General features: G+C 69.7%; 20 protein-coding genes. 13 read left to right on the plus strand and 7 right to left on the minus strand.

Features of this window, described 5'->3' with window-relative positions:
- Nucleotides 1-375: 375 nt before the first annotated feature.
- Nucleotides 376-2,691: a hypothetical protein gene (locus OG948_RS37945; protein WP_331769527.1), complete on the plus strand. Its 2,316-nt coding sequence runs from the start codon at nt 376-378 to the stop codon at nt 2,689-2,691.
- Nucleotides 2,692-2,945: 254 nt separating this feature from the next.
- On the opposite strand, the gene OG948_RS37950 is transcribed toward OG948_RS37945, so the two are convergent.
- A complete protein-coding gene (locus tag OG948_RS37950; protein WP_331769528.1) occupies nt 2,946-3,476 on the minus strand; it encodes a S1 RNA-binding domain-containing protein in 531 nt (176 codons plus the stop codon).
- On the opposite strand from OG948_RS37950, the gene OG948_RS37955 reads away from it, so the two are divergent.
- Complete coding sequence (locus OG948_RS37955) at nt 3,364-3,879, plus strand: DUF6188 family protein (protein WP_406300521.1); 516 nt, start codon at nt 3,364-3,366, stop codon at nt 3,877-3,879. The genes OG948_RS37950 and OG948_RS37955 overlap by 113 nt on opposite strands.
- A 733-nt stretch (nt 3,880-4,612) precedes the next feature.
- The gene (locus OG948_RS37960; protein ID WP_331769529.1) at nt 4,613-4,969 is read left to right on the plus strand and encodes a CAP domain-containing protein; all 357 of its coding nucleotides are present in this window, start codon (nt 4,613-4,615) and stop codon (nt 4,967-4,969) included.
- A gap of 251 nt (nt 4,970-5,220) precedes the next feature.
- Here OG948_RS37960 and OG948_RS37965 read toward each other — a convergent pair whose 3' ends face one another.
- Nucleotides 5,221-7,350, minus strand: coding sequence for a phosphocholine-specific phospholipase C (locus OG948_RS37965; protein WP_331769530.1), 2,130 nt, complete (start codon nt 7,348-7,350; stop codon nt 5,221-5,223).
- A 726-nt stretch (nt 7,351-8,076) separates the two neighbouring features.
- Nucleotides 8,077-8,721 (minus strand): hypothetical protein, encoded by a 645-nt coding sequence (locus OG948_RS37970; protein WP_406300522.1) that lies wholly within the window; start codon nt 8,719-8,721, stop codon nt 8,077-8,079.
- 554 nt (nt 8,722-9,275) lie between these two features.
- Between OG948_RS37970 and OG948_RS37975 the strand changes: the two genes are divergently transcribed.
- Together OG948_RS37975 and OG948_RS37980 are read left to right on the plus strand one after the other, a co-directional pair.
- Entirely contained in the window at nt 9,276-10,343 is a 1,068-nt protein-coding gene (locus OG948_RS37975) for a TauD/TfdA family dioxygenase (RefSeq protein WP_331769532.1), read from the plus strand.
- Entirely contained in the window at nt 10,340-10,909 is a 570-nt protein-coding gene (locus tag OG948_RS37980; protein WP_331769533.1) for a phosphonate degradation HD-domain oxygenase, read from the plus strand. The genes OG948_RS37975 and OG948_RS37980 overlap by 4 nt, the downstream gene beginning before the upstream one ends.
- 81 nt (nt 10,910-10,990) lie before the next feature.
- Here the strand turns inward: OG948_RS37980 and OG948_RS37985 are convergent, their stop codons facing one another.
- A complete protein-coding gene (locus tag OG948_RS37985) occupies nt 10,991-11,737 on the minus strand; it encodes a GntR family transcriptional regulator (protein WP_331773428.1) in 747 nt (248 codons plus the stop codon).
- Between the two features lie 204 nt (nt 11,738-11,941).
- Here OG948_RS37985 and OG948_RS37990 point away from each other — a divergent pair, with 204 nt between their 5' ends.
- Genes OG948_RS37990 through OG948_RS38005 form a run of 4 tightly spaced genes read left to right on the plus strand, consistent with a single transcriptional unit; the run spans nt 11,942 to nt 15,997 of the window.
- Entirely contained in the window at nt 11,942-13,129 is a 1,188-nt protein-coding gene (locus OG948_RS37990) for an ABC transporter substrate-binding protein (protein ID WP_406300523.1), read from the plus strand.
- Entirely contained in the window at nt 13,126-14,064 is a 939-nt protein-coding gene (locus OG948_RS37995) for an ABC transporter permease (RefSeq protein WP_331769534.1), read from the plus strand. Before OG948_RS37990 ends, OG948_RS37995 begins: the two co-directional genes overlap by 4 nt.
- Nucleotides 14,052-14,900, plus strand: coding sequence for an ABC transporter permease subunit (locus tag OG948_RS38000; protein ID WP_331769535.1), 849 nt, complete (start codon nt 14,052-14,054; stop codon nt 14,898-14,900). Before OG948_RS37995 ends, OG948_RS38000 begins: the two co-directional genes overlap by 13 nt.
- A gap of 2 nt (nt 14,901-14,902) precedes the next feature.
- Nucleotides 14,903-15,997 carry an ABC transporter ATP-binding protein gene (locus OG948_RS38005; RefSeq protein WP_331773430.1) on the plus strand — a complete coding sequence of 365 codons (1,095 nt, stop codon included), beginning with the start codon at nt 14,903-14,905 and terminating at the stop codon, nt 15,995-15,997.
- A gap of 227 nt (nt 15,998-16,224) precedes the next feature.
- On the opposite strand, the gene OG948_RS38010 is transcribed toward OG948_RS38005, so the two are convergent.
- A complete protein-coding gene (locus OG948_RS38010; protein WP_331769536.1) occupies nt 16,225-16,821 on the minus strand; it encodes a TetR family transcriptional regulator in 597 nt (198 codons plus the stop codon).
- A gap of 453 nt (nt 16,822-17,274) precedes the next feature.
- Between OG948_RS38010 and OG948_RS38015 the strand changes: the two genes are divergently transcribed.
- The 4 genes from OG948_RS38015 to OG948_RS38030 all read left to right on the plus strand — a co-directional run bounded on the left by OG948_RS38015 (nt 17,275) and on the right by OG948_RS38030 (nt 20,888).
- Nucleotides 17,275-18,234 carry an AraC family transcriptional regulator gene (locus OG948_RS38015; protein WP_331769537.1) on the plus strand — a complete coding sequence of 320 codons (960 nt, stop codon included), beginning with the start codon at nt 17,275-17,277 and terminating at the stop codon, nt 18,232-18,234.
- 869 nt (nt 18,235-19,103) lie between these two features.
- Complete coding sequence (locus tag OG948_RS38020) at nt 19,104-19,364, plus strand: hypothetical protein (protein WP_331769538.1); 261 nt, start codon at nt 19,104-19,106, stop codon at nt 19,362-19,364.
- A 124-nt stretch (nt 19,365-19,488) separates the two neighbouring features.
- The gene (locus tag OG948_RS38025; RefSeq protein WP_331769539.1) at nt 19,489-19,848 is read left to right on the plus strand and encodes an SDR family oxidoreductase; all 360 of its coding nucleotides are present in this window, start codon (nt 19,489-19,491) and stop codon (nt 19,846-19,848) included.
- A gap of 305 nt (nt 19,849-20,153) precedes the next feature.
- Complete coding sequence (locus OG948_RS38030) at nt 20,154-20,888, plus strand: hypothetical protein (protein ID WP_331769540.1); 735 nt, start codon at nt 20,154-20,156, stop codon at nt 20,886-20,888.
- A 176-nt stretch (nt 20,889-21,064) separates the two neighbouring features.
- Here the strand turns inward: OG948_RS38030 and OG948_RS38035 are convergent, their stop codons facing one another.
- Together OG948_RS38035 and OG948_RS38040 are read right to left on the minus strand one after the other, a co-directional pair.
- On the minus strand, nt 21,065-21,841 hold the full coding sequence (locus OG948_RS38035; protein WP_331769541.1) for a hypothetical protein: 777 nt from the start codon (nt 21,839-21,841) through the stop codon (nt 21,065-21,067).
- A complete protein-coding gene (locus tag OG948_RS38040; RefSeq protein WP_331769542.1) occupies nt 21,838-22,371 on the minus strand; it encodes a SigE family RNA polymerase sigma factor in 534 nt (177 codons plus the stop codon). Before OG948_RS38040 ends, OG948_RS38035 begins: the two co-directional genes overlap by 4 nt.
- Nucleotides 22,372-22,398 lie beyond the last annotated feature (27 nt).

Consider the following 22,398-nt stretch of genomic DNA (forward strand, 5'->3'; position numbering starts at 1 on the left):
CAAAGCCGAACCCGGATCGTGCCCGGACTCCGCTCCACCCGCCTGCCGAGCACCTCGGTGCGTAGGGGGGTGTGTCGCGGGGAGGCCGGGTCAGGCGAGACGCCCTGGCGGTCGAACTGCTCTCGGCGCTCGCCAGGGGACGTTGACCCGAGGACCCGGTACCGGTGCGGATGTCCCTTGGATCCTGGACGACCCTGCTCACCACCCCCGATACGTCCGCGGGCGTCGGGGCGGGGGACGTGGTGCGTGCCCGGATCCGAACGCACCTCACGGCGCGGGATCGCTCGGTGAACCGTTGGTGCAACTCCCGCTTCGCGCCTGCGTCGAGGACTGATGCGCGGGAGGCCGTCGGCAGGCGCTGTCATAGTCGACGGCATGATCTCTCCGAAGCAGCCCGTGCAGCCCACGTCGAGTCAAACCCTCGCCGCGTCACTGGGGACGGCCCCGACAGGCGGCCTGGAGGACGTGATCTCGGCCCTCCGCAGGCTGGAGGACGCCGCGCGCGGCGCGGCACCGATGCCGGAACCGGCCGAGCCACTGACCGAGATCGACATGGCGACGCCGCTGACCCGGACACTCCGTGCCGGCATCCTCGACGAACTGGGCTGGGAGGCCTTGGACGAGGCCGCCGCGGAGCTCGACGGCGAGAGCTGGTGCCGGGCGAGCTGGCCAATCCTGACCGTCCATGACCGCAGGAAGGCGATCGCGGTGGGACCCGGTGGGCGCATGGCGGAGCACAGGCTGCGAGTACCGCGCGGAGCCGCCCAGTTCTCCCACGATCCCGCGGTCTACTTCTCGGACGGAGAATTTCTGGTCTGCCACTACATCAACGGCCAACAGACGCATTACTGGTCGAACACGCCGGATGAGACGTTCACCGTACGACCCGGGATCTGGAAGTCGTACTACTACGGCGGAAGGGCGACCCACGGCTACACCTTCCTGGCACCGAACGGACGGCGGTTCATGGGGCATACAGTCCTCAAACCCCGCGAGCGGCGACTCGGCCCCCACGGTCACATGTTCCACGACGGACAGGACTTCTGGTGGCACACCGCGGATGGGTCGGATTCGGAGCTGCATCGCATCAATCAAGGCACCGGCAAGCTCGACGTCGCCGATCCTCCGGACTTCCTCGACCCGTCCCTGCTGCGCGAGGGCGAACGCTGGGACTTCACATCCTCGTATCTGGCGCCACTGCCGCATGGGGTCGACGGCTCTCCACTGGGCAGCAATGGCACGCATGTGGGCCTGCGGGTCACCGAGGACAGGACCACCGGACGCGTGCGCTATGAGCGCGTCGACGGTGTCCGGGGCGAGTTCGACGGGAGCGGAGTCACCGCCGTATGGGGGCTGCTCGACATACCGGGCGCCGACCGCCCGCTGGTGCTCAGCGGGGGCAACCGCCTCTACGACCCGGTCCTCGCCCGTGACGCCGACACCGGTGCGCTCTACTGGGCGGCGGAACGCATGAACACCGGGTGGACAACCCACGAGCCGTCCTTGGTCGCCGCCGGGACGCGGCTCATGCCCCCGTCCGCCTTCTGGCACTTCCTCACGCCGCGCGACACCGCCGGTTCGGCCGCGCTGCGGCAGACCTCCGAGGACACCGTGCGGCGGCTGCTGAAAGCCGCGGCCACCTCGGAGCAGCGGCTGCACGAGGCCATCGGGTCGCTGCTGCCCGAGATCAGCCATCCACTGCTGGTGCGTGGCGTCGCCGGCGTCGTCCGCGAGGCCGTGGAAACGCTTCGTTCCCGTGACACCCTCGTACGCCGCCTCACCAGGCCCGCGATACCGCGCCTCGAGGTGCAGCCCAAGGACCTGGACCAAGCGTTGGACGGGCTGCTCCGGACGGCGTCGGGGGCCTCCGGCGTGATCGTGCAGATCGAGCTCGCCTCGGCGTTCCTCGCCGGCACCATCGACAGCGAGACCGCCATGGAGCACTGGCTGAACCATTCCACCGGATGCGACTGGACGGAGCTGGCCGGCCGGGTCGGTGGCCTGGCGGTCCGTGCGGTGAGCGCCGTCACCGGCGCAGCGGACCGCGACGCGCTGGTGGACCTGCTGCGGTTCTGGGCCCGCTCACCGCTGGTCCAACCGGGTCTGCAACGTGGGCTGTTGGACGCCGAGAAGCGTGTCGCGCTGCGTGGCCCGGACGGTGCGCTGATGCCGCTGGACATCGCGATGCGCTATCACGATTGGGGCCGGGCGCACTCCGGCGCCGCCGACGAGATCGCGGCATATCTGCAACACGTGACCATGCCGCGCCCTGCCGGTTTCATCGACAGCCGACCGGTGCCCGACGGGTGGGCCACGCGCGAGCGGCTGTACCGGTTGCTGAGCGAGCTGAAGCGACGCGGCCCGGTCCCCTTTGATCCCGACGCGGCCGACCGGCTCGCCGACGCGACCGGCCTCGACCGCGCCGGAGCGGCCCTGCTGATGGCCGGCCTGCCCCACATCGAGAGCGGCAGCCACAACTTCCTGCCGCCGGAGGTGCGCAAGACCCTCCGACTCAAGGCGGCCGAGGCCAGAGCCGGTCGCGACCGGGTGTCGCGGGAGCTGCCGTACGCCGCCCGCCTGCCGTTCTACGACGCGGCCATGCCGGACGACCCAGCCGAGCTCTGGGACCAGGCAGCGATGGCGGGGCGTCTGGCGCAGGCATGGAAGGCGGCGGTCGTCACGAACTCCTAGCCCTTCAGGGGCACTTCGATGACTTGCCCGCTCGCACGCGGTGTGGCGCGAAGCATACCGAGCCGAGAGACCGCACGTACGCCAAGGCGCGGGTACCCGACGCCGCACTCTCGCCGGGCAGACCGGTCCGGCCATCCGTGCGGCGCGGCCGGCAGATCGGCGTGCGCTCGGGGTTCGGCGCCCATGACGGCGATCCCTCGGTCGACACGCGTCTGAAGCGGCGCAGGACCCGACGGTGCCACCAACCGAAAGCGTCAGCACACCGCCTCAACGATTCGCAGTCGGACCTGCCGCCGATGCAGATTGATGCTGCAGACGTTCACCACCACGACGTCGCCCTCGGCGCAGTTGCGGCCATCCGCCGCCAACCGTGCCAAGCCCGGGTCGTCGGCGGGCACCAGCCCATGGACCCCGACGTCCAGACGGACCACCACCCCGGGCGGAATGATCCTGTGCACGATCCCCGAGACCTCCTCGCCGAATCGGGACCGGGCGAAGGACACGAGGGGATCCGGCTCCAGATCCTTCAACGACAACGACACCCGTTCGCGATCCCGGTCGATGTCCAGAACCACGACGGTCACCGACTGCCCGACGCGGGCGACCTCGGAGAAATGATCGAACCGTGCCCACGACAGGTTCGCGGCGCTCACCATCCCGTCGAGCCCGCCGATGTCCACGAAGACCCCGAAGTCCACGACCGCGGACACGATTCCGCGCCGGATCTCACCTCGCTCCAACGCCTCCAGCACCGTTCGCCGCCGGTTTTCGCGTTCTTCCGTCAAGGCGCACCCTCCCCCTCCCCCACGCAGCGCTCGCCCCGCTCCCACTCGCGGACGAACCCGCCCGGGAAACGATCTCATCTCCCCCGGGAAACCGGATGAACGGGCAGGGTCACCGCGCACCAATCCCGGTCTGCGTTTGACACCGGAGTCCCAGGACGTGGCTGCGGCTCTTCCCCTGTTCGGAGCGAAGGTCCTGTCCGCGGTCGCGTTCAAGTCCGCCGCCTTGCGAATGGTGTTCGACAGTGGCACGCATCTGAACTGTCCGTCCGACGCATCGTCCGAAGCCTGGCGGATCACAGGACCGGGAGGATGGCGCTTCGTCTCGTTGCCCGGCGGAGACCTCGCCGTCCGGTCCGGCTCCGGAAGGGGTGAGAAACCGCAGGGTCGGATTGCGAAGAACTGAGAATCCGTCATCTGCGCCACCTCGACCTCGTCGGGACCCTCGCGAAGCCGGAGCGCGGTGCTCCGAACGCGGTATCGCGCGAACACAAGTCGTCGACCGCCGACCGCACCACGTCCACCGAACCGGCGGGTCCGAGGCGGATTCGGAAATCGGCTCGGCTTTCTTGTTATGCCTCTCCGGCCGCCCGGTCTCCTATGTGTCGGCCGCTCCTGGCCGGCTCACAGGAAAGGGGCGCAGGCACGTGAACAACGACTCCCGCACCGCATCGAGGCGGCGGCGCAGGGCCCGGCGGCGCACGGCCGGGTCTGGACACCGCCGGCGCGGGCACCACACCGCCCGCGCGGTGGCGATCGCGGTGGCGGTGGCGGCCGTCGCGACAGCGGCCGCAACGTTGGGCGGCAGTGGTGGTGACCGCACGGCGGCCGACCGCAACTCGCAGAGCGCCGCGCTCACGTCGGGCGACTCGCCCGCCCACGCCGTCGCCGCGACCAGCCCCGCAACGGTGTCGGCGGCGGGTACACCCAGCCCGATACGCACCGGTCTCCCATCGGCCCCCTCATCACCGTCCGGTTCCGGCGGCACCCCCGCGGGGGCCACCACCGCTCCGAGCGCCCAGCGTCCGCCGGGCGAAACCGGCCCGGACTCCCGGAACACGTCGCGAACGGCGAAACCGTCGCACCCGGCCACCACGTCGGCCGGCCCTGCGACGCCGTTCGCCCGGCAGGTCGTGGAGTTGACCAATTCCGAACGCGCCAAGCACGGCTGCGGGCCGCTCGCCGACAACGCCAAGCTCCAGGCCGCGGCGCAGGGCCACAGCAACGACATGGCCAAACGCGGCTACTTCGACCACATCGATCCGGACGGCGCCGATCCGAGCAGGCGTATCACCGCAGCCGGCTACCGATGGAGCGCGTCGGGCGAGAACATCGCCGCCGGGCAGGCATCCCCCGCGGAGGTGATGAACGCCTGGATGGCCAGCCCGGGCCACCGGGCCAACATCCTCAACTGCTCGTTCGAGGACATCGGCGTGGGAGTCGACTTCGCGCCCGGCGGCCCCCGCTGGACCCAGAACTTCGGAGCCTCGCAGTGACGTGACCTGCCCCGCACGGACCACCGCAGGACCGCCCCGCCGGCTGTGGTTCGTTCGCTCGGCCCGGACGGCGCCCCCCGCCGACCGGGCCGAGCGGCAAGCCCGCCACCCGCGCGGCCCGGCACCCGGTCGCCGTGCCGGGTGGCACCGAGTGCCGAGACGACACGCAAGCACGAAGCACAAGCAGAGCGCTGTAGGCGCGAACGGCGGCGGAGGGGACCACAGATCACACTGTGGGCCACCCGGACCCGTTAACGTACCGGCCCGGGATCACTGAAGCTGGGACGTCCGGTCTCCTGGTGGCCGGCGAACCGGCGGAGGTAGCTCGGGTCGGCCGTGTCGGTCACCGAGATGTCATACCAACCGTGTGCGGACTCGGTTTCCCACGTGACCGCGGTGGTCTTGCCCGGTTTGAGGTTGACGGTGCGCTTGGCGGCGTGACTGTAGGCGTTGCGGATGTGAAGCGTCCGGGGGGCGGTACCAGGGTTGTTGACGTCGAGAATCAGCTGACGTTTCTTGGTGTCGTCGAGGCGTACCGACACCCGCGGTTCCGCGGTGTTCGCGGTGGTCCCGGTGAATTGGCCGAGGTATCCGTTGGCTCCGGTCACGCGCAGGTCGTAGTGGCCCTGCGCGTCGGTTGCGAGGGCACTGTCCCAGACGTCGCCGATGGTGTCGCCGGCGGCCACGGTGTAGCGGCGCGGCGCGTCATTGTGTGTGTACGCGTAGAAGTATGTGCCCGCGGTTCCGGTGTTGACGAACCGCAGCGAGATCGACCGCGCATCCCGATTGGCGTCGAGTTCGACGCCGAACCGGTACGGCAACGGCCGGGCCGGCCGGACGCCGGGCTCCTGCTGCGGCATCGCCTGTGGGAGCGTGACGGAGAACGGCTGCTGCCGGCTCTGCATCGGCTGGGGTACCGCGGGGGTGACGGGCCTGTTGTCGGGCCGGGCGAAGTCGAACGCGGAGGTGAGGTCGCCGCACAGGGAGCGCCGCCAGGCGCTGATGTTCGGCTCGGCGACACCGAATCGAGTCTCGAGGAACCGCAGCACCGAGGTGTGGTCGAACGTCTCGGAGCAGACCCAGCCGCCCTTCGACCACGGCGACACGACGATCATCGGCACCCGGGACCCCAACCCGAGGGGTTGCTTCCCGCGAACGGTGTCGCCCGACGGTGAGCCGCCCGCGCGCCAGACGTCGAAGTCCAGGGTCTCGTCGGCCAGGCTTGCCGCCAGGCTTTGCGATACGAGCCCGTCGGTGCCGACCTTGTTGGCCACAGGCAGCGTGGGTGGAACGACGTGGTCGAACAGGCCGTCGTTCTCGTCGTAGTTGAGGATCAGGACGGTCTTGCTCCACACCTCGGGGTTGGACACGAGTGCTTCCAGGACGAGGTCGATGTAGTACGCCCCATCGGTGGGGGACGCGGAGGCGTGTTCGCTGTATTTGTACGGTGGGACGATCCAGGTCACCTGCGGCAGTTTCCCGCTCGCCACGTCGCTGTGGAATTCCTTCAGCGTATGGGTGGAGACTCCCTGCTCCACCAGCGGTCCCGAAGCGCCCTCCTGGACCTGGTAACGAGAGAAGAACTCCAGTGAGTTGTCGGTGAAGTTGTCCGTCGGCTGGCCGGGAATCCCGCTGCCGCCCTGATAGAGCTTCCAACTGACTCCGTTGGCCTGGAGTCGCTCAGGGTAGGTGGTCCACGTATAGCCGTTGACGCCACCGCGCTCCCACAGACCGGGGCCGTTCGGCTTGCTGCCCAACCGGTTTTGCGGGTCGATCGTGCCGCTCCACAGGAGGATGCGGTTCGGGGCGGTGTCGGCGGGCACCGAACAGTGATACGCGTCGCACACGGTGAACGACTCCGCCAGGGCGAAGTGATACGGCAACTCCGACCGTTTCAGGTGGGCCATGGTGAACACGTCCTGCTTCTCGTTCACCCACCCGTCGTATCGGCCCTGGTTCCACAACAGTTGCCCGCTGCCCCAGCCGTGATCGGTCCCGGCGATGAACTCGCTGGTACGCAGCGCATCCACCGGGAACGGCAGCACGTACTCCGCGTCGGCCGGCAGGCCCCGGCCGTTGTACCTCTCGGTGTGCACCCGGGCCGGCGGCTGGTACCACACCGGCCGGCCGTTCGGCAGGATGTGCGGCCGCGGGTCCCCGTACCCGCGCACACCCCGCATCGTGCCGAAATAGTGATCGAACGAGCGGTTCTCCTGCATCAGGATCACCACGTGCTCGACGTCCTCGACCGTCCCCGTCCTGCGGCTCGGTTCGATCGCCAGCGCCTTGCCGATCGCGCCTGGAAGCAATTGAGTTGCCGCGGCACCGGCCAACGATGCGCCGGCGATACCGAGAAAGTTCCGACGGCTTGTACCCGTCATTTGATGGCTCCTGTCTCAAGGCAACAGCTGTTTTGGAACGCAGGTAACCGTGGTTCATCCACTTCACACGAACCCGATGTGGCTATTGAGATTTCGGCTCGGGGTGACGGGGTGGCCGGAGTTGGGTATATGCAGGCGTCCTGCGATATCCCGACCGGGCGGCCCGACCGCGAACCAGCGGGCACGGCGGGAGCAAGTACGTTTCGAGGCCGCCGAAACGTCCATGCATCGAATTGCCGCGACACCGGCCGGCGATGCGCCGGAAATACCGCGAACGTTCCGATGGCCCGGCGTCCATCTCAAGACACCATGTATTTCGGGAAGGAAGGTAGCCGTCGATCATGAACTTCACCTGAACCGGGTGCGACTGTTGAGATTTCGGCTCGGAGTGACGGAGTGGCCGAAGTTGGGAGCCGGCGGGGCCCGGCCGGACGCCGACGATGTCGGGGCGCGGCTCGCGTGCCTGCCGAACGATCGGCCCGACGGCTTCGTCGAGCGGGCTTCGCGGCTCTCTCCGAGTCGTCGTACTCCTGCGGAAACCGAACGCACCGTGCGATGGGCGCGATCTGCCCGACGGCAGTCGTGTCTCCGGTGGGCATGTCGTCGAGCCCGCTGCGGATCCAGCGTCGTGGGTGGATGTTCTGACGCCGGACGGCAAACGTGTCACGGCCGTTGCCACCACCCCGAACGAGCAACCGGGTGACACCCAGACGGGCTCGCGGCGGGTCAACGGACTCGTAGTCGGCCCTCGGTGAACCGAGCGAACGCCTGGTCGATGTCCGAGATCGGCGAGCGGAGCGCCTCCTCCGGAATTCCCAGCATGCCCTTGGCGCGGAACATCCTGGCTTTGGCGCGGCGCTCGCGTGCACCGGTGGGAAGTTCCACGACGACTCCCGGTGAGGTCGCGGTGACCCCGGCGGCGAGATCCAGGACGAGCGCCGCCCGACCGAATCGACGCACCACGCGAACACCCGCCAGCGCCGACCACGGCACCAGGAACGGCCCGAGAAGCGAGTTGGTCGCGCACCACACACCCTCGGCCGACATGCGGATCGCCACCGGAGGAAGCCCGCTCGCCTCCCACGTCGCGCGCCGACGCCGCACCTCGAGGAACTGCGATCGCCCGGCAACGATCAGCAACGCCCCCGAGACCGAGGACAGCAGCAACGGATACACGGTCGCGAACGGGAGCCCGAGGCCGAAAACAGCCACGAGGGGCAACACGACGATGAGCACCCCGCCGGACACCGTGACCCAGGCGCCGACGCGATGGGCGCGCAGGATCGTGGCCCGTGAACGCACCAGCCAGGCGTGGTCGATCTCGACCGCGTACTCCGAGGACTGGGGCTCGACTTCCGGTTCGGGCAACATCACCTCAGTATCGCCTGCGCGTTCGACCGAACCAACTTCCGCCCCTCGACCGCGCCCCGCCCCGATCCGGCGGCCGGTCGGCGATCTCCCGTCGGTCCTGACCGCGGGCAACAATCCCTTTGGCGAAGGCGTCGCCGGCTGCGGATGCCACCCGGAACCCCCGTCGCCACGCCACGCGCCCAACCCGTACCCGTGCCACCCCGAACCGCCCACTCGACCGGCTCGCCGAGCCCGGCGAGCCCGGCGAGCCCGGCCACGAGGTAGCCGCCACGGTCACCCGAAGGTGTCCAGCCGGCCGGAACGGCGCACCCGATCCCGAGCCGCCACCACAGGCCCCACACCCGTGGGCCGCAATCGGCTGGGGCGGCGAGGCAGGACCGACGGTCCTCACGGCGATCATCGCTTGGACCGACCGGCGGGACGGCCGGGCGGGATGTGCTGTTCATGCCGGCGTCACGCGCTCGTCGCCACGTGCTCACGCAGCCCTGCGACGGTGACCCCGAGGGAAGTTGTACAGACAACTTTGCACACCCGTTGAGATCAAGGAGACGCCCATGGCTACTGCCCCGGACATCGGCGACCTGCCCGCCGTGTGGTTGCGGGACAACTGCCCCTGCCCGCTGTGCCGCGACCCGCGAACCGGGCAGAAGCTGTTCCAGATCACCGACCTCCCGCTCGACCCGAGCGTCGCCGAGGTCCGCGAGCACGGCTCGGACGTGGAGATCGTATGGGCACCCGACGGGCACCGGTCCGTCTACGCGCGCACCTGGCTCCACGCACCCGCCGAGCCGGATCCCAGGAGCGAGGACGGCAAGTCCTTGTGGGAGGCCGCGGAAATGCACGCGCCGCGCTTCGAGTTCGCCTGGAACGACTACACGGACGACCCGGCACCGGCGCTGACCGCCGTGCAACGGCTCGGGCTCGCGCTGCTGCGCGGCGTCCCGTGCGTGGAGGGGCAAGTCCTCGCGGTGGCCGCAACGTTCGGTTTCGTCCGCGAGACCAACTACGGCCGGCTCTTCGACGTCCGCGTGGAGGATCGGCCCAACAACCTCGCCTTCACCTCGGCACGGATCACTCCGCACACCGACAACCCGTATCGCGATCCGGTGCCGACCCTGCAACTCCTGCACTGCCTGGCCAACGAGGCCGCCGGCGGCGACTCCGGCTTCGTCGACGGGTTTCGGGCCGCCGCGCTGTTGCGCGCCGAACACCCGGACGCGTACCAGGCGTTGGTGCGCACATCGGTGCCGTTCGAGTTCCGGGACACGCGCACCCGACTGCGGGCGCACCGGCCGATCATCGGCGCGGACGACACCGGTCGCATCCGCGAGGTGCGCTTCAACAACCGCTCGATGGGCACGCTGCGGTTGTCGGCCGACGATCTCGCCGAGTTCTACACGGCCTATCGCGCCTTCGCCGAGGTACTGGCCCGGCCCGAACTGATGCTGACGCGGCGGCTGGAACCGGGCGATTGCGTGGTGTTCGACAACACCCGGGTCCTGCACGCGCGCACCGCGTTCGACGGTGCGGGCAGGCGTCACCTTCAAGGCTGCTACGCCGACCTGGACGGCCTGGCAAGCACGTTGGGTGTCCTCGACCGCACGATGGGACAGGCGTCATGACAGACCGTCGGGAGATCGACACGGCCATCCTGGACGAACTCGCCGACCTGTTCACCGACCAAGGCGCGTGCGAATACCTCGGCGAGGCGGTCACCATGGCCGAACACATGCTCCAGGCCGGGGCGATCGCCGAGGCCGAGGGTGCGCCGGAGCACCTGATCGCGGCCGCACTGCTGCACGACATCGGCCACTTCCACGGGCCGCTGACCGGCCGCGACCTGATGGCCGGGGAGGACAACCGGCACAGCCACACCGGCGCGGACCGACTCGCGAAGCGGTTCGGGCCCGAGGTGACCGAGCCGATCCGGCTGCACGTGGCGGCGAAGCGCTACCTGTGCGCCACCGAGCCGGGCTACGCGGCGCGTCTGTCGGACGCGTCCGTGTACACGCTCGGTGTGCAGGGCGGCCCGATGGGCGAGGCCGAGGCACAGGCGTTCGCGGCAGGGCCGTACGCGGTCGACGCGGTGCGGGTGCGACGCTGGGACGAGGCGGCCAAGGACGCCGATGCGTTCGTCCCGGACTTCGCCCACTTCCGGCCGCTGCTGACCCGGCTCCTGCTGCCGTAACCGTCGGCCCGGCGTGCGCGCCCACCAGCGCCGGCCGGGCCGACGGTGCGCCCGCGGCCGGATCGTCCGCAGCCGGCTCGGTCAGCCCCGCCGACGGGACAGCGCCGTCGTGGCCACCGAGTTGTGCACCGTGAAGGCCACGGTGCCCGGGAGGTAACGATCCTGCGACCACTCCACGGGTACGCCCGTCGGGTCCGTCGTGCGGCGCCTCTCGCGCAGCAGCGACGTGCCCGTCGGGCAACCCAGCAGGCGGGCGTCCTCCGCGTCGGCCGGCCACTGATCGATCGTGTGGTCGGCGTCGGTGAACAGCACGCCCAACTCCTCCAGCGGCTCGGTGTGCGAGACCGCGTCGATCGGGAAGCCCCGCACCAAGGCCCCGATCCGCTCGGGGTAGACCGTGCGCTCGATCATCACCGGCACCCGCGAGAGTGTCCGCACCCGCAGCACCCGGTACACCCGTGACCCCGGTTCCAGGGCCAACTGCGCGCACTCGCCCGGATCCCCTGCCGCGGGCTCCACCGCCACGGTCCGCCCGCCGGGCTCCTCGCCGATCGAGCGCGCCCAGCGGGTGAAGCTGAGCAGTTCGGCGAAACTCTGCGTCCGGGCGGCCCCCAGGACCACCCGGCGGGTGCCGCGTCGCGATGTGACCATCCCGTCCGCGCGCAATACCGCCAGTGCCTGGCGCACCGTGCCGCGGGAGACGCCGTAGTGCTGCGCGAGGTCGCCCTCGGCGGGCAACCGACCGCCCGAGCCGTATCTGCCGGTGGCGATCGCCTCGCGCAGATCGGCCGCGACCTGCCGATACCGCGCCTCGCCCTGAACCCCCATCGTCACCCCCCGAATTCCCATGCCGGGACGTCCGGCCGTGGCGACCCTACCCGTTCGTCGGGAGCCCGCCGGGCCGCACGCCCATTTCCCGGGAACCTCGCACGCCCGTGCGGCTGCGTTCACGTTGCGGACATCGACGTCGGGCGTACTTGAGCAAGTTGTACAGCCAACTCCGGCACCCATTCGAAGCTCCAGGAGAACCCCGTGACAGTGCTCCGCGTTCGTGCGACCGGACTGGTCACCGGCCTTGCCGTGGCCGCGCTCACCCTGAGCGCGTGCGGCTCGGCGTCCGACAAGAAGCCCGCGGCCGGCACGTCCGCCGTGCCGGGCGCATCCGCCGGGGCCAAGGACGCGGCGTCGGCCACCTCCGTCCAGGACTTCGGCGGCATGGAGGCGCTGGTGGCCGCCGCGAAGAAGGAAGGCCGGCTCAACGCGATCGCGCTGCCCCGCGACTGGGCCAACTACGGCGCGCTGATCGACGCCTTCCAGGCGAAGTACGGCATCAAGGTCGAGGTCGAGAACCCCGACGGGACCTCCCAGGACGAGATCAACGCGGTGACCCAGCGCAAGGGCCAGGACCGCTCGCCCGACGTGGTGGACCTGGGCAACGCGTTCGCGCTCGGCGCCGCGAAGCAGGATCTGCTCGCGCCGTACAAGGTCGCCGCGTTCGACAAGATCCCCGAGCCGCAGAAGGACGCCCAGGGCCGCTGGTTCAACGACTACGGCGGCTACATCTCGATCGGCTGCGACGCCGCGCGGATCAAGGAGTGTCCCAAGACCTTCGCCGACCTGCTCAAGCCGCAGTACAAGGGCCAGGTCGCGCTCAACGGCAATCCGACCAAGTCCGGCTCGGCATTCGGCGGCGTGTACGCGGCGGCCCTGGCCAACGGCGGCTCGTTCGACGACATCCAGCCCGGTCTGGACTTCTTCGGCAAGCTCAAGAAGAACGGCAACTACAACCCGGTCGAGTCGACCCCGGCCACCGTGCAAAAGGGCGAGACGCCGATCAGCATCGACTGGGACTACCTCAACGCGGGCTACGCGGACGAGTTCAAGTCCAAGGGTGTCGACTGGCAGGTGAACATCCCCGCCGACGGCGTCTACGCGCAGTACTACTCGCAAGCGATCGTGAAGTGGGCACCGCACCCGGCCGCCGCGCGCCTGTGGCAGGAATTCCTGTACAGCCCCGAGGGCCAGAACCTGTGGCTCAAGGGCTATGCCCGCCCGGCCCTGATGGGCGCCATGAAGGAGGCCGGCACGCTGGACGCCGGCTTCGCGGCGAAGCTGCCCGCGGTGCCCGGCGCCGGCGCTCCGGTCTTCCCGACCCCGGACCAGGTCGACAAGGCCAAGAAGGTCATCACCGGTGGCTGGGGCCAGGCAGTCGCCGGATGAGTACCGACCTCTCCGATGCCGGCGCCCCCGCCGCGGTCCGGATCGCGCCTCCGCTCGCCTCGCGCGAGCGGAGCGCGGCCCGGCCCCGGCGGCGGCGCCGCGCCCCGCACTGGCTCGGCGTCGCGCCGCTGCTGCTGTTCGCCGCCGTGGTCTTCGGCGTGCCCACGGCCGCGATGGTCTTCGGCGCCTTCACCACACCCGCCACCGCCCCCGAAGGGGTACAGGCCACCGGCGCCAACATGTCCGCTTCCATGCAGGGCGCCTACCTGACCGCGCTGATCGGCAGCGTGAAGTTGTCCGCGGTCACCGCGCTGATCGCCACCGGATGTGCGCTGCCGATCGCGTACACCGTGGTGACCGCACGCTTTCGCTTCGTCCGCGAGGCCGTACTGACCGCGTCCGGCGTGCTCGCCAACTTCGGCGGGGTCGCGCTCGCGTTCGCGTTCGTGGCCACGCTCGGCAACGCCGGCGTGGTGACCGGCAGATTCGACCTGACCGAGCACGGCTGGAGCCTCTACAGCTTCACCGGACTGTCCGTGGTCTACCTCTACTTCCTGATCCCGCTCATGGTGCTCATCCTCACCCCCTCCCTCGACGGACTGCGCACGCAGTGGCGCGAGGCGGCACGCAACAACGGGGCCAACGCCTTCCGCTACTGGGTGCACGTCGCGTTGCCGATCCTGACCCCCGCGCTGCTCGGCGGATTCGTGCTGCTCTTCGGCTCGGCGTTCGCCGCCTACGCGACGGCCGCCGCGATGGTCGGCAGTTCCGTGCCGTTGGTGACGATGCAGATCGCCGACGCACTGTCCGGCAACGTCCTGGTCGACCAGGGCAACGTGGCGCTCGCGCTCAGCCTGGACATGGTCGTGGTGGCCGGCCTGGTCACCGCCGTTCATCTGCCCCTTCAGCGCCGGAGTGCCCGATGGCTCGACTAGCCGCACTGCGCGGCCGGATCCGCTGGTCGCGGGCCGTCGTCCTGGTGGTCGCCGGGACGTACTTCCTGCTGCCGATGGTGTGTTCGGTGCTCTTCAGCATCGACGTGCCCGGCCAGGGCATCACCTTCGACGCGTACACCGGGATCCTGGGGGCCGACGGCTTCCTGGAGAGCCTCACGCTCACCCTCGAACTGGCCGCTGCCACCGTGGCGTTGGTGTTGCTGCTGCTGGTACCCGCGCTGATCACCGTACGGCTGACCGCACCGCGGCTGCGCTGGGTGATCGAGGTGGTGTGCTCACTGCCGCTGGTGGTACCCGCCATCGCGCTGGTCGCCGGGATCGGCACGGTGCTGCGCTGGGGACCGGACCACCTGGCCGACACCCCGCTGTACGACACGTTCATCGCCATCCAGGATCCGGACTTCCCCGTCGTCCTCGTGCTCGCCTACACGCTGATGGCGCTGCCGCTGGCGTACCGCACGCTCGACGGCGGGCTCGCCGCGATCGACTTGAAAGTACTGGTCGAGGCGGCGCGCGCATGTGGCGCGAACCTGCCGCGCGCGGTGCTCCGGGTGGTCCTGCCGAACCTGCGCGGCGCGCTGCTCAACACCACGTTCCTGACCCTCGCGCTCGTGCTCGGCGAATACACCGTGGCCGCGATCCTGGGCTACCGTCCCTTCGCGGTGTGGATCGTCGGCATCGGCGGCTCGCAGGCCGAGATGTCGGTCGCCGTCTCGGTGATCGGCCTGCTCGTCACCTGGGTACTGCTGCTCGCACTCGCCACCGCCGGCCGGCCGCGCAGCGCCCGGACGAAAACCCCTCCGGAGACCTCGTGACCATGACGTTCGACCAACCCGAGACCCATGCCGAGACCGGCCCGCAGACCGGTGCCATCGTCGAATTCCGGGACTTGAAGCGCTCCTTCGGCACCGTGCGGGCCCTGGCCGGCCTGGACCTGACGGTCGGCCGGGGCGAACTGCTCGCCCTCCTGGGTCCGTCCGGATGCGGCAAGACCACCGCACTGCGCGTGGTCGCGGGCTTCGAACATCCCGACGAGGGCGAGGTGCTCGTCGACGGCGAGGACATCACCCGCGTCCCCGCACACCGCCGCGACGCCGGCATGGTCTTCCAGTCGTACAGCCTGTTCCCGCACCTGAGCGCGCTGGACAACATCGCCTTCGGTCTGCGCATGCGCGGTGTGGGTCGCGCCGAGCGGCGCGCCCGCGCCGGTGAACTCCTGGACCTGATCGGCCTGCCGGACCGGGCCGACCGGTATCCGCACCAACTCTCCGGCGGCCAACAGCAGCGCATCGCGCTGGCCCGGGCTCTCGCGCTGCGTCCGCGCGTGCTGCTCCTCGACGAGCCGCTGTCGGCGCTGGACGCGCGCGTGCGGTCGACCCTTCGCGACGAGATCAGGCGACTCCAACAGGAACTCGGCATCACCACACTGTTCGTGACACACGACCAGGAGGAGGCGCTCTCCCTCGCCGACCGGGTCGCGGTGATGAACGCGGGCCGACTCGAACAGTGCGCCCCGCCGGCCGAGCTGTACGCCCGTCCCGCGACCGCGTTCGTCGCCGAATTCGTCGGTGTGATGAGCCGCGTTCCCGCCCACGCCGACGGCGCGGTGGTCCGCGTCCTCGGCCGTACCCTGCCGATCGACGGCGACGGGGTGCACGGCGACGTGGACGTGCTCCTGCGCCCCGAGTCGATCGAGGTGACGGCCGCGGCGGACGGCTCGGCGCAGGTGCTCGGCGCGGCCTTCCTGGGCGCGGTCACCCGCCTGAGCGTGCGCCCGGCCCGCGGCGCGACGGTCAAGGTCGACGTCCCCTCGCACACGGCGAGCACGCTCCCGGTCGGATCACGCGTCGAACTCGCCCTGCCGGACCGGCCCGTGCTGGTCGCGCCCCGCAAGGAACCGGCCCGGTCGTAGGGCCGCGCGGTAGGACTCGGTGGATTGTTCGGGAATCGGGTGATGACGAGCGGGGCACCGCGTGAACGGCTCTCGCCTATCCGGTCGAACTGCGCGCCCGCCGAACGACCCGCCGCCGCCCTGAAACGATGACGCGCCCGCGGCCGCGTAGTCGGCGTACTCCACGCGCCGATCCGATGGCCGCGCAAAAATGCCGTCGGACGAATTGCGGCGCGTGGCACAGTGGTTCATCTCCGACGCGGGCGTGCCGGGGACGCTTCCTCGGCCGGGATTCCCTCGACGGTGTCCAGGAGGTCTGCCACGAAGTCGTCGAGTCGATCCAACCCCGCGGCTGCCAGCAACTGGTCATTCCCGCCGAGCAGATGGGGGGCCGCCGCGTGCAGGGCCAGTGTCAGCGCCGTGGCGTGGCGTGGTGTCGCGGGGAGCCCGGCGTGTCGGAGCGCGTCGGCGAAGTAGGCGAAGTCCGCGGCGGCGACATCGTCGAGGACCGCGGACAACGGAGCTTGGTAGGCGGATCGCAGTTGAAGGTTGGCGAGCATCCTCGACCGACCCGGCCCGACCACGTTGCGCAGCATCACCAGAAGTACGGCTGCCAGTGAAGCCCGATCGGTGGGCATGGGTCTGGGGGCCGCCCGATAGTGCTCCGCACACCGCTCCGCCGCGGCGAGGAGCAGCGCGTCGCGCGTCCGGAAGTAGTTCTTGGCAGTGCCGGGCGGAAGCCCCGCGGCATCATCCACTGCGCGGTGTGTCAGGCCGCGCATACCGGTTGTGGCCAATACCTCGATGGCTGAATCGCCGAGGAGATCGCGTCGCTGTTGGTTCACAACAGCCAAACTACCCCGTTTGTGGTACCACATGTATGGTGATTCGCAGGGCCGAGATCACGAAAGGTGCGCATCGTGCCGTACGGACACATGTTCACGGTGGCAAGCGTCCTGCCGGCCACGGCCATCTCGCTGCGCCCCCGAACGGTCCCGCGCCACTGAGCGGTCTCGGCTTTCGGATGAGCGCCGTCGGCGAAGTCGTCGGGGGTGAACCCGTCGGGCACCGCGCTTCGAGCCGGCGGCACACCGATCGGGCGGCTCGACGTCCCCGTGAGGGCGGCGCCAAACGCAACCGCCTCCTCATCGCCGCGGAGAGTAGCCTCCTCTCGGTGATCATGGGAGTCACAGGCACGTGCCCGACGGGCGCGGACCACCGGCCCCGGTAGCCGAAGGCCGGGTGAACTTCCGATTGAGACGGTGGCGTACCGCAGCGCAAACGTACCGAGGGGCCACATGAAGTATTTCAGTTACGAGGTGGGCGATGCGAAGGCGTGGAGCGACCTGATCAACGCCTTCGTGCCGATGGATCAGCGATACGACGACGCCTCGACCTGGTATGCGGAGCTGACCGTCCAGGAGACATCCGCGTACCGCATGTTGCGTTGGCTTCAGCGTGGCACGCGCACGGCCTATCGCACCCCGTCCCAGATACGCGCAGCACCCTGCGACGAGCACTATTGGATCGTGGTGCCACGGTCCGGGGTGTTCTCCGTCCGGCAAGGCAAGGAAACGACGCTCATTCCACCGGGATTCGCGTCCATCATGGCGCTCAACGAATCGTGCCACCTGCACATACCCGACTCGGACGTCCATGCCTTTCACGTGCCGCGTGCCGTGCTCGACAACCAGGTCGGATCCGACGCGCAGCTGAGTGCGGTTTTGGACATGCGGTCGGGACTGGGGCGCATCGTCCGCGATCTGATCCAGAGTGTGCACGCGGAGGGGAGAACACTGGCCCACCACGAGTTCAACGCGGTGTGCGACCGGGTGAGCGAGATGCTCGGCATGCTCACGCTGGGCGATCCGACACCCCAGAAAGACCACTACGCCGAAATGGTGGCGGCCACGCGGCAGTACGTTCGCAAGCACGTCGGCCCCGGGGAACTGCGTCTGCCCGCGGTGGCCCAGGCGCTCGGCTGGTCACCCAGGCAACTGCGACTCGTGCTGCGGTACAGCGGCACGACGTTCCGTGAACTACGCCAGGAGGAAGCCCTCCGTCGGGCCCGTGACATCCTGAGGGACCCGACGGCCGGAAACCTGGCGATCGCCGACATCGCCTCGGGGATCGGCTTCACACCGGCATGGTTCTCATCGGCCTTCAAAGCACGCTACGGCGAGACTCCCAGGGAGTTCCGAGGCCGCAGTCCGGCCGCACCGCCGTCACCGACAACGCCCGGCACCGCCCGTCGCTGATTCCCACCGCCGGCTGCGGGCAGCAGGTGCTCGGCCCGGATGGATCCCCCGGCCGCCCGCAGCGGGCACCCGGAGTGCGAGGACGAGAACGGCGGCGAGTTCCCGTGCCATGTCCCGGACATCCAGCCCCTCACACCCGAGCGAAGGGATGGGGCCGATGACACACCGGTCGTGGCGGGAGCCACAAGGCAGGCTGTGAACCTCTCGGCGGCCGTCCATCTCGCCGTCGCTCTTGTCGACTTGGGCCGTCGTGTCCTGGACTGGGACACGGCCCCCAGGCCGACAACCGGAACTACCCGGTCGTGCGCGCGTCGCGGCGCGGGCAGCACAACCCGAGCCTCGATCTCGACCTGCGCGTCATCGAGTTCTTCGCCGTCCTCCCCCAGCCCGGTTTCCGCGTCGGCACCGCGCTGTTGGACCTCCTTGGCCAACGCGAGATTCCCCCGTTCCTGGTATGGACAGCCAAGTTCGTGCCAGGCGATGCCGCGGATCTCCGCAGGCGGCGCTGCGCATCGCCCCGTCCCGGAGTGCGACTTTCGGTGATCATGCGCGGGCGCAAAGTGCTCGACTTGCGTTGGTCGGCACCACGAATACATGTGAGAGGCACAAGAGTGCGTCGGCCCTGTCTCCGCGTTCGATCGCGGTGCAAACTCTTCGCCGTGCGCCCGAGTGGTCGACACGGTCGGTTGCGTTCTCCGTGGCCCCCGTCCGGATCGCTACCACCGAGTCGGTACCGGCGTCCCCACCGTTTCCCGAGCCGGGGAGCAAGGCGACGTAGGTTCCTCGACCGAAGCACGCCGTTCGGGGATGCCCGCCGGGGCTCTCGGACACGGCCCGGCCTTCCCGCCAGAATTCGAGATGGAGTCGAGATGATCGATGCTCGCCGCCGGGGCGTCAGTGTGGGGGCAATCGTCGTGGGAACGACCTGTGCCTCGGCCCCGGTTGCCGATGCCGCGCCCGTCGGCGCGCGGGTCAAGACGATCGTGAGCCACTACGGCACCCACGATCGTGGACCGGGCTCGGGCCGCGGTGGCTTGTCCTCGCTGAAGGTGGGTGGCGGACTCCGCCAGTCCACCGTCACGGCCGAACTCGCCGACGAGGGTTCGCTGAACGGGAAGGCGGTCTGCTGACCCGCACGGATCGGGCCGGCTTCCGGGTCTGCGGCAACGAGCGCGCAGATCCGACCCACGGCGCAACTCCCTTCCCCAAGGTGATCGTGTCCGCCCGAGCGGACAGCGAACGAAAAGGCTCCGAGTGTCAAGCGTTACTCGCCGTGGTCCCCAAGGCAGTCCGGGTCGCACGCCCTTCTCCGTCCCCGGACTGCCGTGGTCCCCAAGGCAGTCCGGGTCGCGCGCCCTTCTCCGTCCCCGACGACCGCTCCGGGCCCCATTCCGGGTCAATGCCGTGTATCCCGGAGTCGTGCGCACGGCGATGCTCGACCACGCGATCGAGGCGGGCGTGTTCACCGAGACCGAGTCCGCGGCGCCGCACCCGACCGGGGTGATGCTCATGCCCCGGGACGTCGGCGAGACGACCGTGTGGCTCTTCTCCGAGGCATCCTCGTGCATGACCGGGCAGGCCATCGCCGTCGATGGGGGCATGACCGCCGGCTGATCGTCATCACGGAGACCGCAAGTGGCGCGTCCTCGGGAACCGAGAATCGGGAACCGGGAATCGGCGCGAAGTGGTCAGACCGTCCCGGATTTTCGCCCAGCCTCCGTCCTCGCAGCGCGTGGCCGTGCCGGTCGTCGAGCGCGGCGCCGGCTTCGACGGCGGCATGGACCCGGAGTCGCTCGCCGTCGATCCGGCGCGGCACGACGCGACGAAGCAACGGCCCATCGTCGTGGGCGACAGCACGACAGACGTCCGCGTCCTTCCGCAACCACTCTTCACCCCAAGATTCGAGGCTGATTCCTGCCATGTGCCGTTTCATTCTGGCTCAGGGCCGCTTCCCGGCTCGGGACATCCTGGAGGCCGCCGTCGGCATGAGCTGCGGTCGCACGGCCGACCACGACGGGCCCGTGCACGTCCACCCCCACGGCTGGGGTGCGGTGTGGCGCGAGGACGGGGCCGAGCACGGTCTCGGCGTGCACAGAGACATCCGTCCCCTCGCGGAGAGCTGGCGGGAGTCACCCGTCCCGAACCTGACGACGGACTTCCTCGCGATCCACGCGCGGAACGCGACACTACCGGAGAACCACGGAATCCAGTACACCCATCCCCTGTTCCGGAACGACGAACTCCCTTGGTACTTCATGCACAACGGCTTCCTGCCCACAGTGCACACCTTGCTGGGCATGGAGTCGTCGACGTTCGACTCGCGTGAGTACTTCGACTACGTGATCCCCGCCGGCGCCCACACCATCGACGCCGAGCAGGCTCTTCGACTACTGGACGCGATCCCGCCCGGCGGCACCTCGGGAAATGCCATTGCCGTGAACTCACGGGAGGCGTACCTCATCCACTGGACGTCTCCAGACAATGCGTCGCCGCGGTACTTCACGATGCAACGGCTGCGGACCCCTGAGATGACGGTCATCTCGTCCGAGGCGATTCCCGACCTGGCACCGGTCGACCAATGGGAGCCCCTGAAGCCCGGCATCGTCCAGGTAATTCCCATCACCTCCGCCGATGTCCAACTCCTGCACTCGTAGCAGAGAATCGTCCCGACCGCCTGCGGAACCGGTCGCGGGTCGTCGTTGGCCCGCGGCCGGGGCGGGGCCGGCCCCCTGTGTGGTATCCGGCGAAGCGGCGTCGCGCGTGGCCGGCGGCTCCTCGTCTCCCCACACCGACCCCGTCCACCTTCGGCCTCCTCGCCCCGGTCCGGTCATCAACTTCTGGGCGCGGTGTCCGAGGCAGTGGCCAGGACCGTTCCGTCGGCCGCGTAGGCAACCACCGTCACTCCTCCACCGCCGACGGGCAGACTCGACCCGTTGCGCGGCACGACGGGGCCGTCGAGGTAGTACACAGCCCAGCCGGGCGAGCCCCCGAGCGTGAGCACGTGCGCGTCGAAGGTCCGGCCGGCGGCGTCCACCGTGACCCGCACCGGCGCGCTCGTGCCGCGATAGCGAACGGCGCCGGTGTACAGCGCTCCGTCGCGCCGGCCGAACGTGCGAACGTTGATCACGCCGAACCCCTGGTTGCCATCGAGAACGTTCCGCGTCTCCGGTACCACGGGCGACGTCTCGCCGGGCGCCGGCAGACGCTCGATCACGTGCTGCCCCTGCGCCGTCAACCACATCACCTCGCCGCCTCCGGTGACGACCCGCTCCCGGGGTGCCACCGTACGCACGGGTGGAACCGAAGGGGACGAAGGGGAGGTCGGCGTACCGGGGGACGATCCGATCGAGGGCGTCGAAGGCGGCCGTGACACCTCTGCCGGCAACGGCGTGGTGGACGGCCCGGGCTGCGCCCCCGGATGGCCGAGTCCCACCACGACGAGAACCGAACACACCACGGCCGCCGTGCCGATCGCACCCCGCACCAGACGCCCACGCCTGCGCATGGCCGTACCCCGCCGCACCAGCTCGGCCACCGGCGCAGGGCCCGTGGGCACGAGGTCCGCGAACTCCCGCAGTCCGGCGCGCAGTTGCTGTTCGTCGTTCATCGGGCCTCCTCCCGGCTGTTCGTGCCCGCGTGTCGCAGGTCGCGCAGCGCGCCGTCCTTGCGCAGCTTCTCCAGTCCCCGCGAGACCTGGCTCTTCGCGGTGCCCAGTCTGCACCCCAGCGCCGCCGCGATCTCGGCCTGCGACATGTCCTCGAAATAGCACAGCACCACGGCCGCGCGTTGCTTCGCGGGCAGTCGCGCGAGCGCGGTCATCAGCACATGGCGCTCGCCCATCAGGTCGACCCCGTCCGGGATGGGCGTGTCGGGTATCCGGGTCGTGACCCACTCACGGATGCGCAACCGCCGAAAGCGGTCGGTGTTGGTGTGCACCATGATCCGGCGGACGTATCCGTCGATGTTGTCGCTGCGCCGCACCTGGTGCCACTTGGCGTACACCTTGGCCAGCGTGCTCTGCGCGAGGTCCTCCGCGTCGTGGTGATGGCCGCCGGTGAGCAGGTACGCGATGCGCAGCAACTCGGGCCAACGGCTCGTCACGAACGCCCCGAAGTCCTCTTCCTCGACGGTATTCAAGCAAGTCCTCACGAAATCCGATCCGGC

Origin of the sequence: Embleya sp. NBC_00888, assembly GCF_045207655.1 — a bacterium.
Classification (GTDB): Bacteria; Actinomycetota; Actinomycetes; order Streptomycetales; family Streptomycetaceae; genus Embleya.

What these genes read in the sequence shown, in the direction of transcription:
- OG948_RS38015 (WP_331769537.1), top strand. Translation starts at nt 17,275, where the DNA reads ATGAAGTATTTCAGTTACGAGGTGGGCGATGCGAAGGCGTGGAGCGAC.
- OG948_RS37945 (WP_331769527.1), top strand. Translation starts at nt 376, where the DNA reads ATGATCTCTCCGAAGCAGCCCGTGCAGCCCACGTCGAGTCAAACCCTC.
- OG948_RS37955 (WP_406300521.1), top strand. Translation starts at nt 3,364, where the DNA reads ATGTCCACGAAGACCCCGAAGTCCACGACCGCGGACACGATTCCGCGC.
- OG948_RS37980 (WP_331769533.1), top strand. Translation starts at nt 10,340, where the DNA reads ATGACAGACCGTCGGGAGATCGACACGGCCATCCTGGACGAACTCGCC.
- OG948_RS38000 (WP_331769535.1), top strand. Translation starts at nt 14,052, where the DNA reads ATGGCTCGACTAGCCGCACTGCGCGGCCGGATCCGCTGGTCGCGGGCC.
- OG948_RS38020 (WP_331769538.1), top strand. Translation starts at nt 19,104, where the DNA reads ATGATCGATGCTCGCCGCCGGGGCGTCAGTGTGGGGGCAATCGTCGTG.
- OG948_RS37965 (WP_331769530.1), bottom strand. Translation starts at nt 7,350, where the DNA reads ATGACGGGTACAAGCCGTCGGAACTTTCTCGGTATCGCCGGCGCATCG.
- OG948_RS38035 (WP_331769541.1), bottom strand. Translation starts at nt 21,841, where the DNA reads ATGAACGACGAACAGCAACTGCGCGCCGGACTGCGGGAGTTCGCGGAC.
- OG948_RS37995 (WP_331769534.1), top strand. Translation starts at nt 13,126, where the DNA reads ATGAGTACCGACCTCTCCGATGCCGGCGCCCCCGCCGCGGTCCGGATC.
- OG948_RS37970 (WP_406300522.1), bottom strand. Translation starts at nt 8,721, where the DNA reads ATGTTGCCCGAACCGGAAGTCGAGCCCCAGTCCTCGGAGTACGCGGTC.
- OG948_RS38005 (WP_331773430.1), top strand. Translation starts at nt 14,903, where the DNA reads ATGACGTTCGACCAACCCGAGACCCATGCCGAGACCGGCCCGCAGACC.
- OG948_RS38030 (WP_331769540.1), top strand. Translation starts at nt 20,154, where the DNA reads ATGTGCCGTTTCATTCTGGCTCAGGGCCGCTTCCCGGCTCGGGACATC.
- OG948_RS37985 (WP_331773428.1), bottom strand. Translation starts at nt 11,737, where the DNA reads ATGGGGGTTCAGGGCGAGGCGCGGTATCGGCAGGTCGCGGCCGATCTG.
- OG948_RS37975 (WP_331769532.1), top strand. Translation starts at nt 9,276, where the DNA reads ATGGCTACTGCCCCGGACATCGGCGACCTGCCCGCCGTGTGGTTGCGG.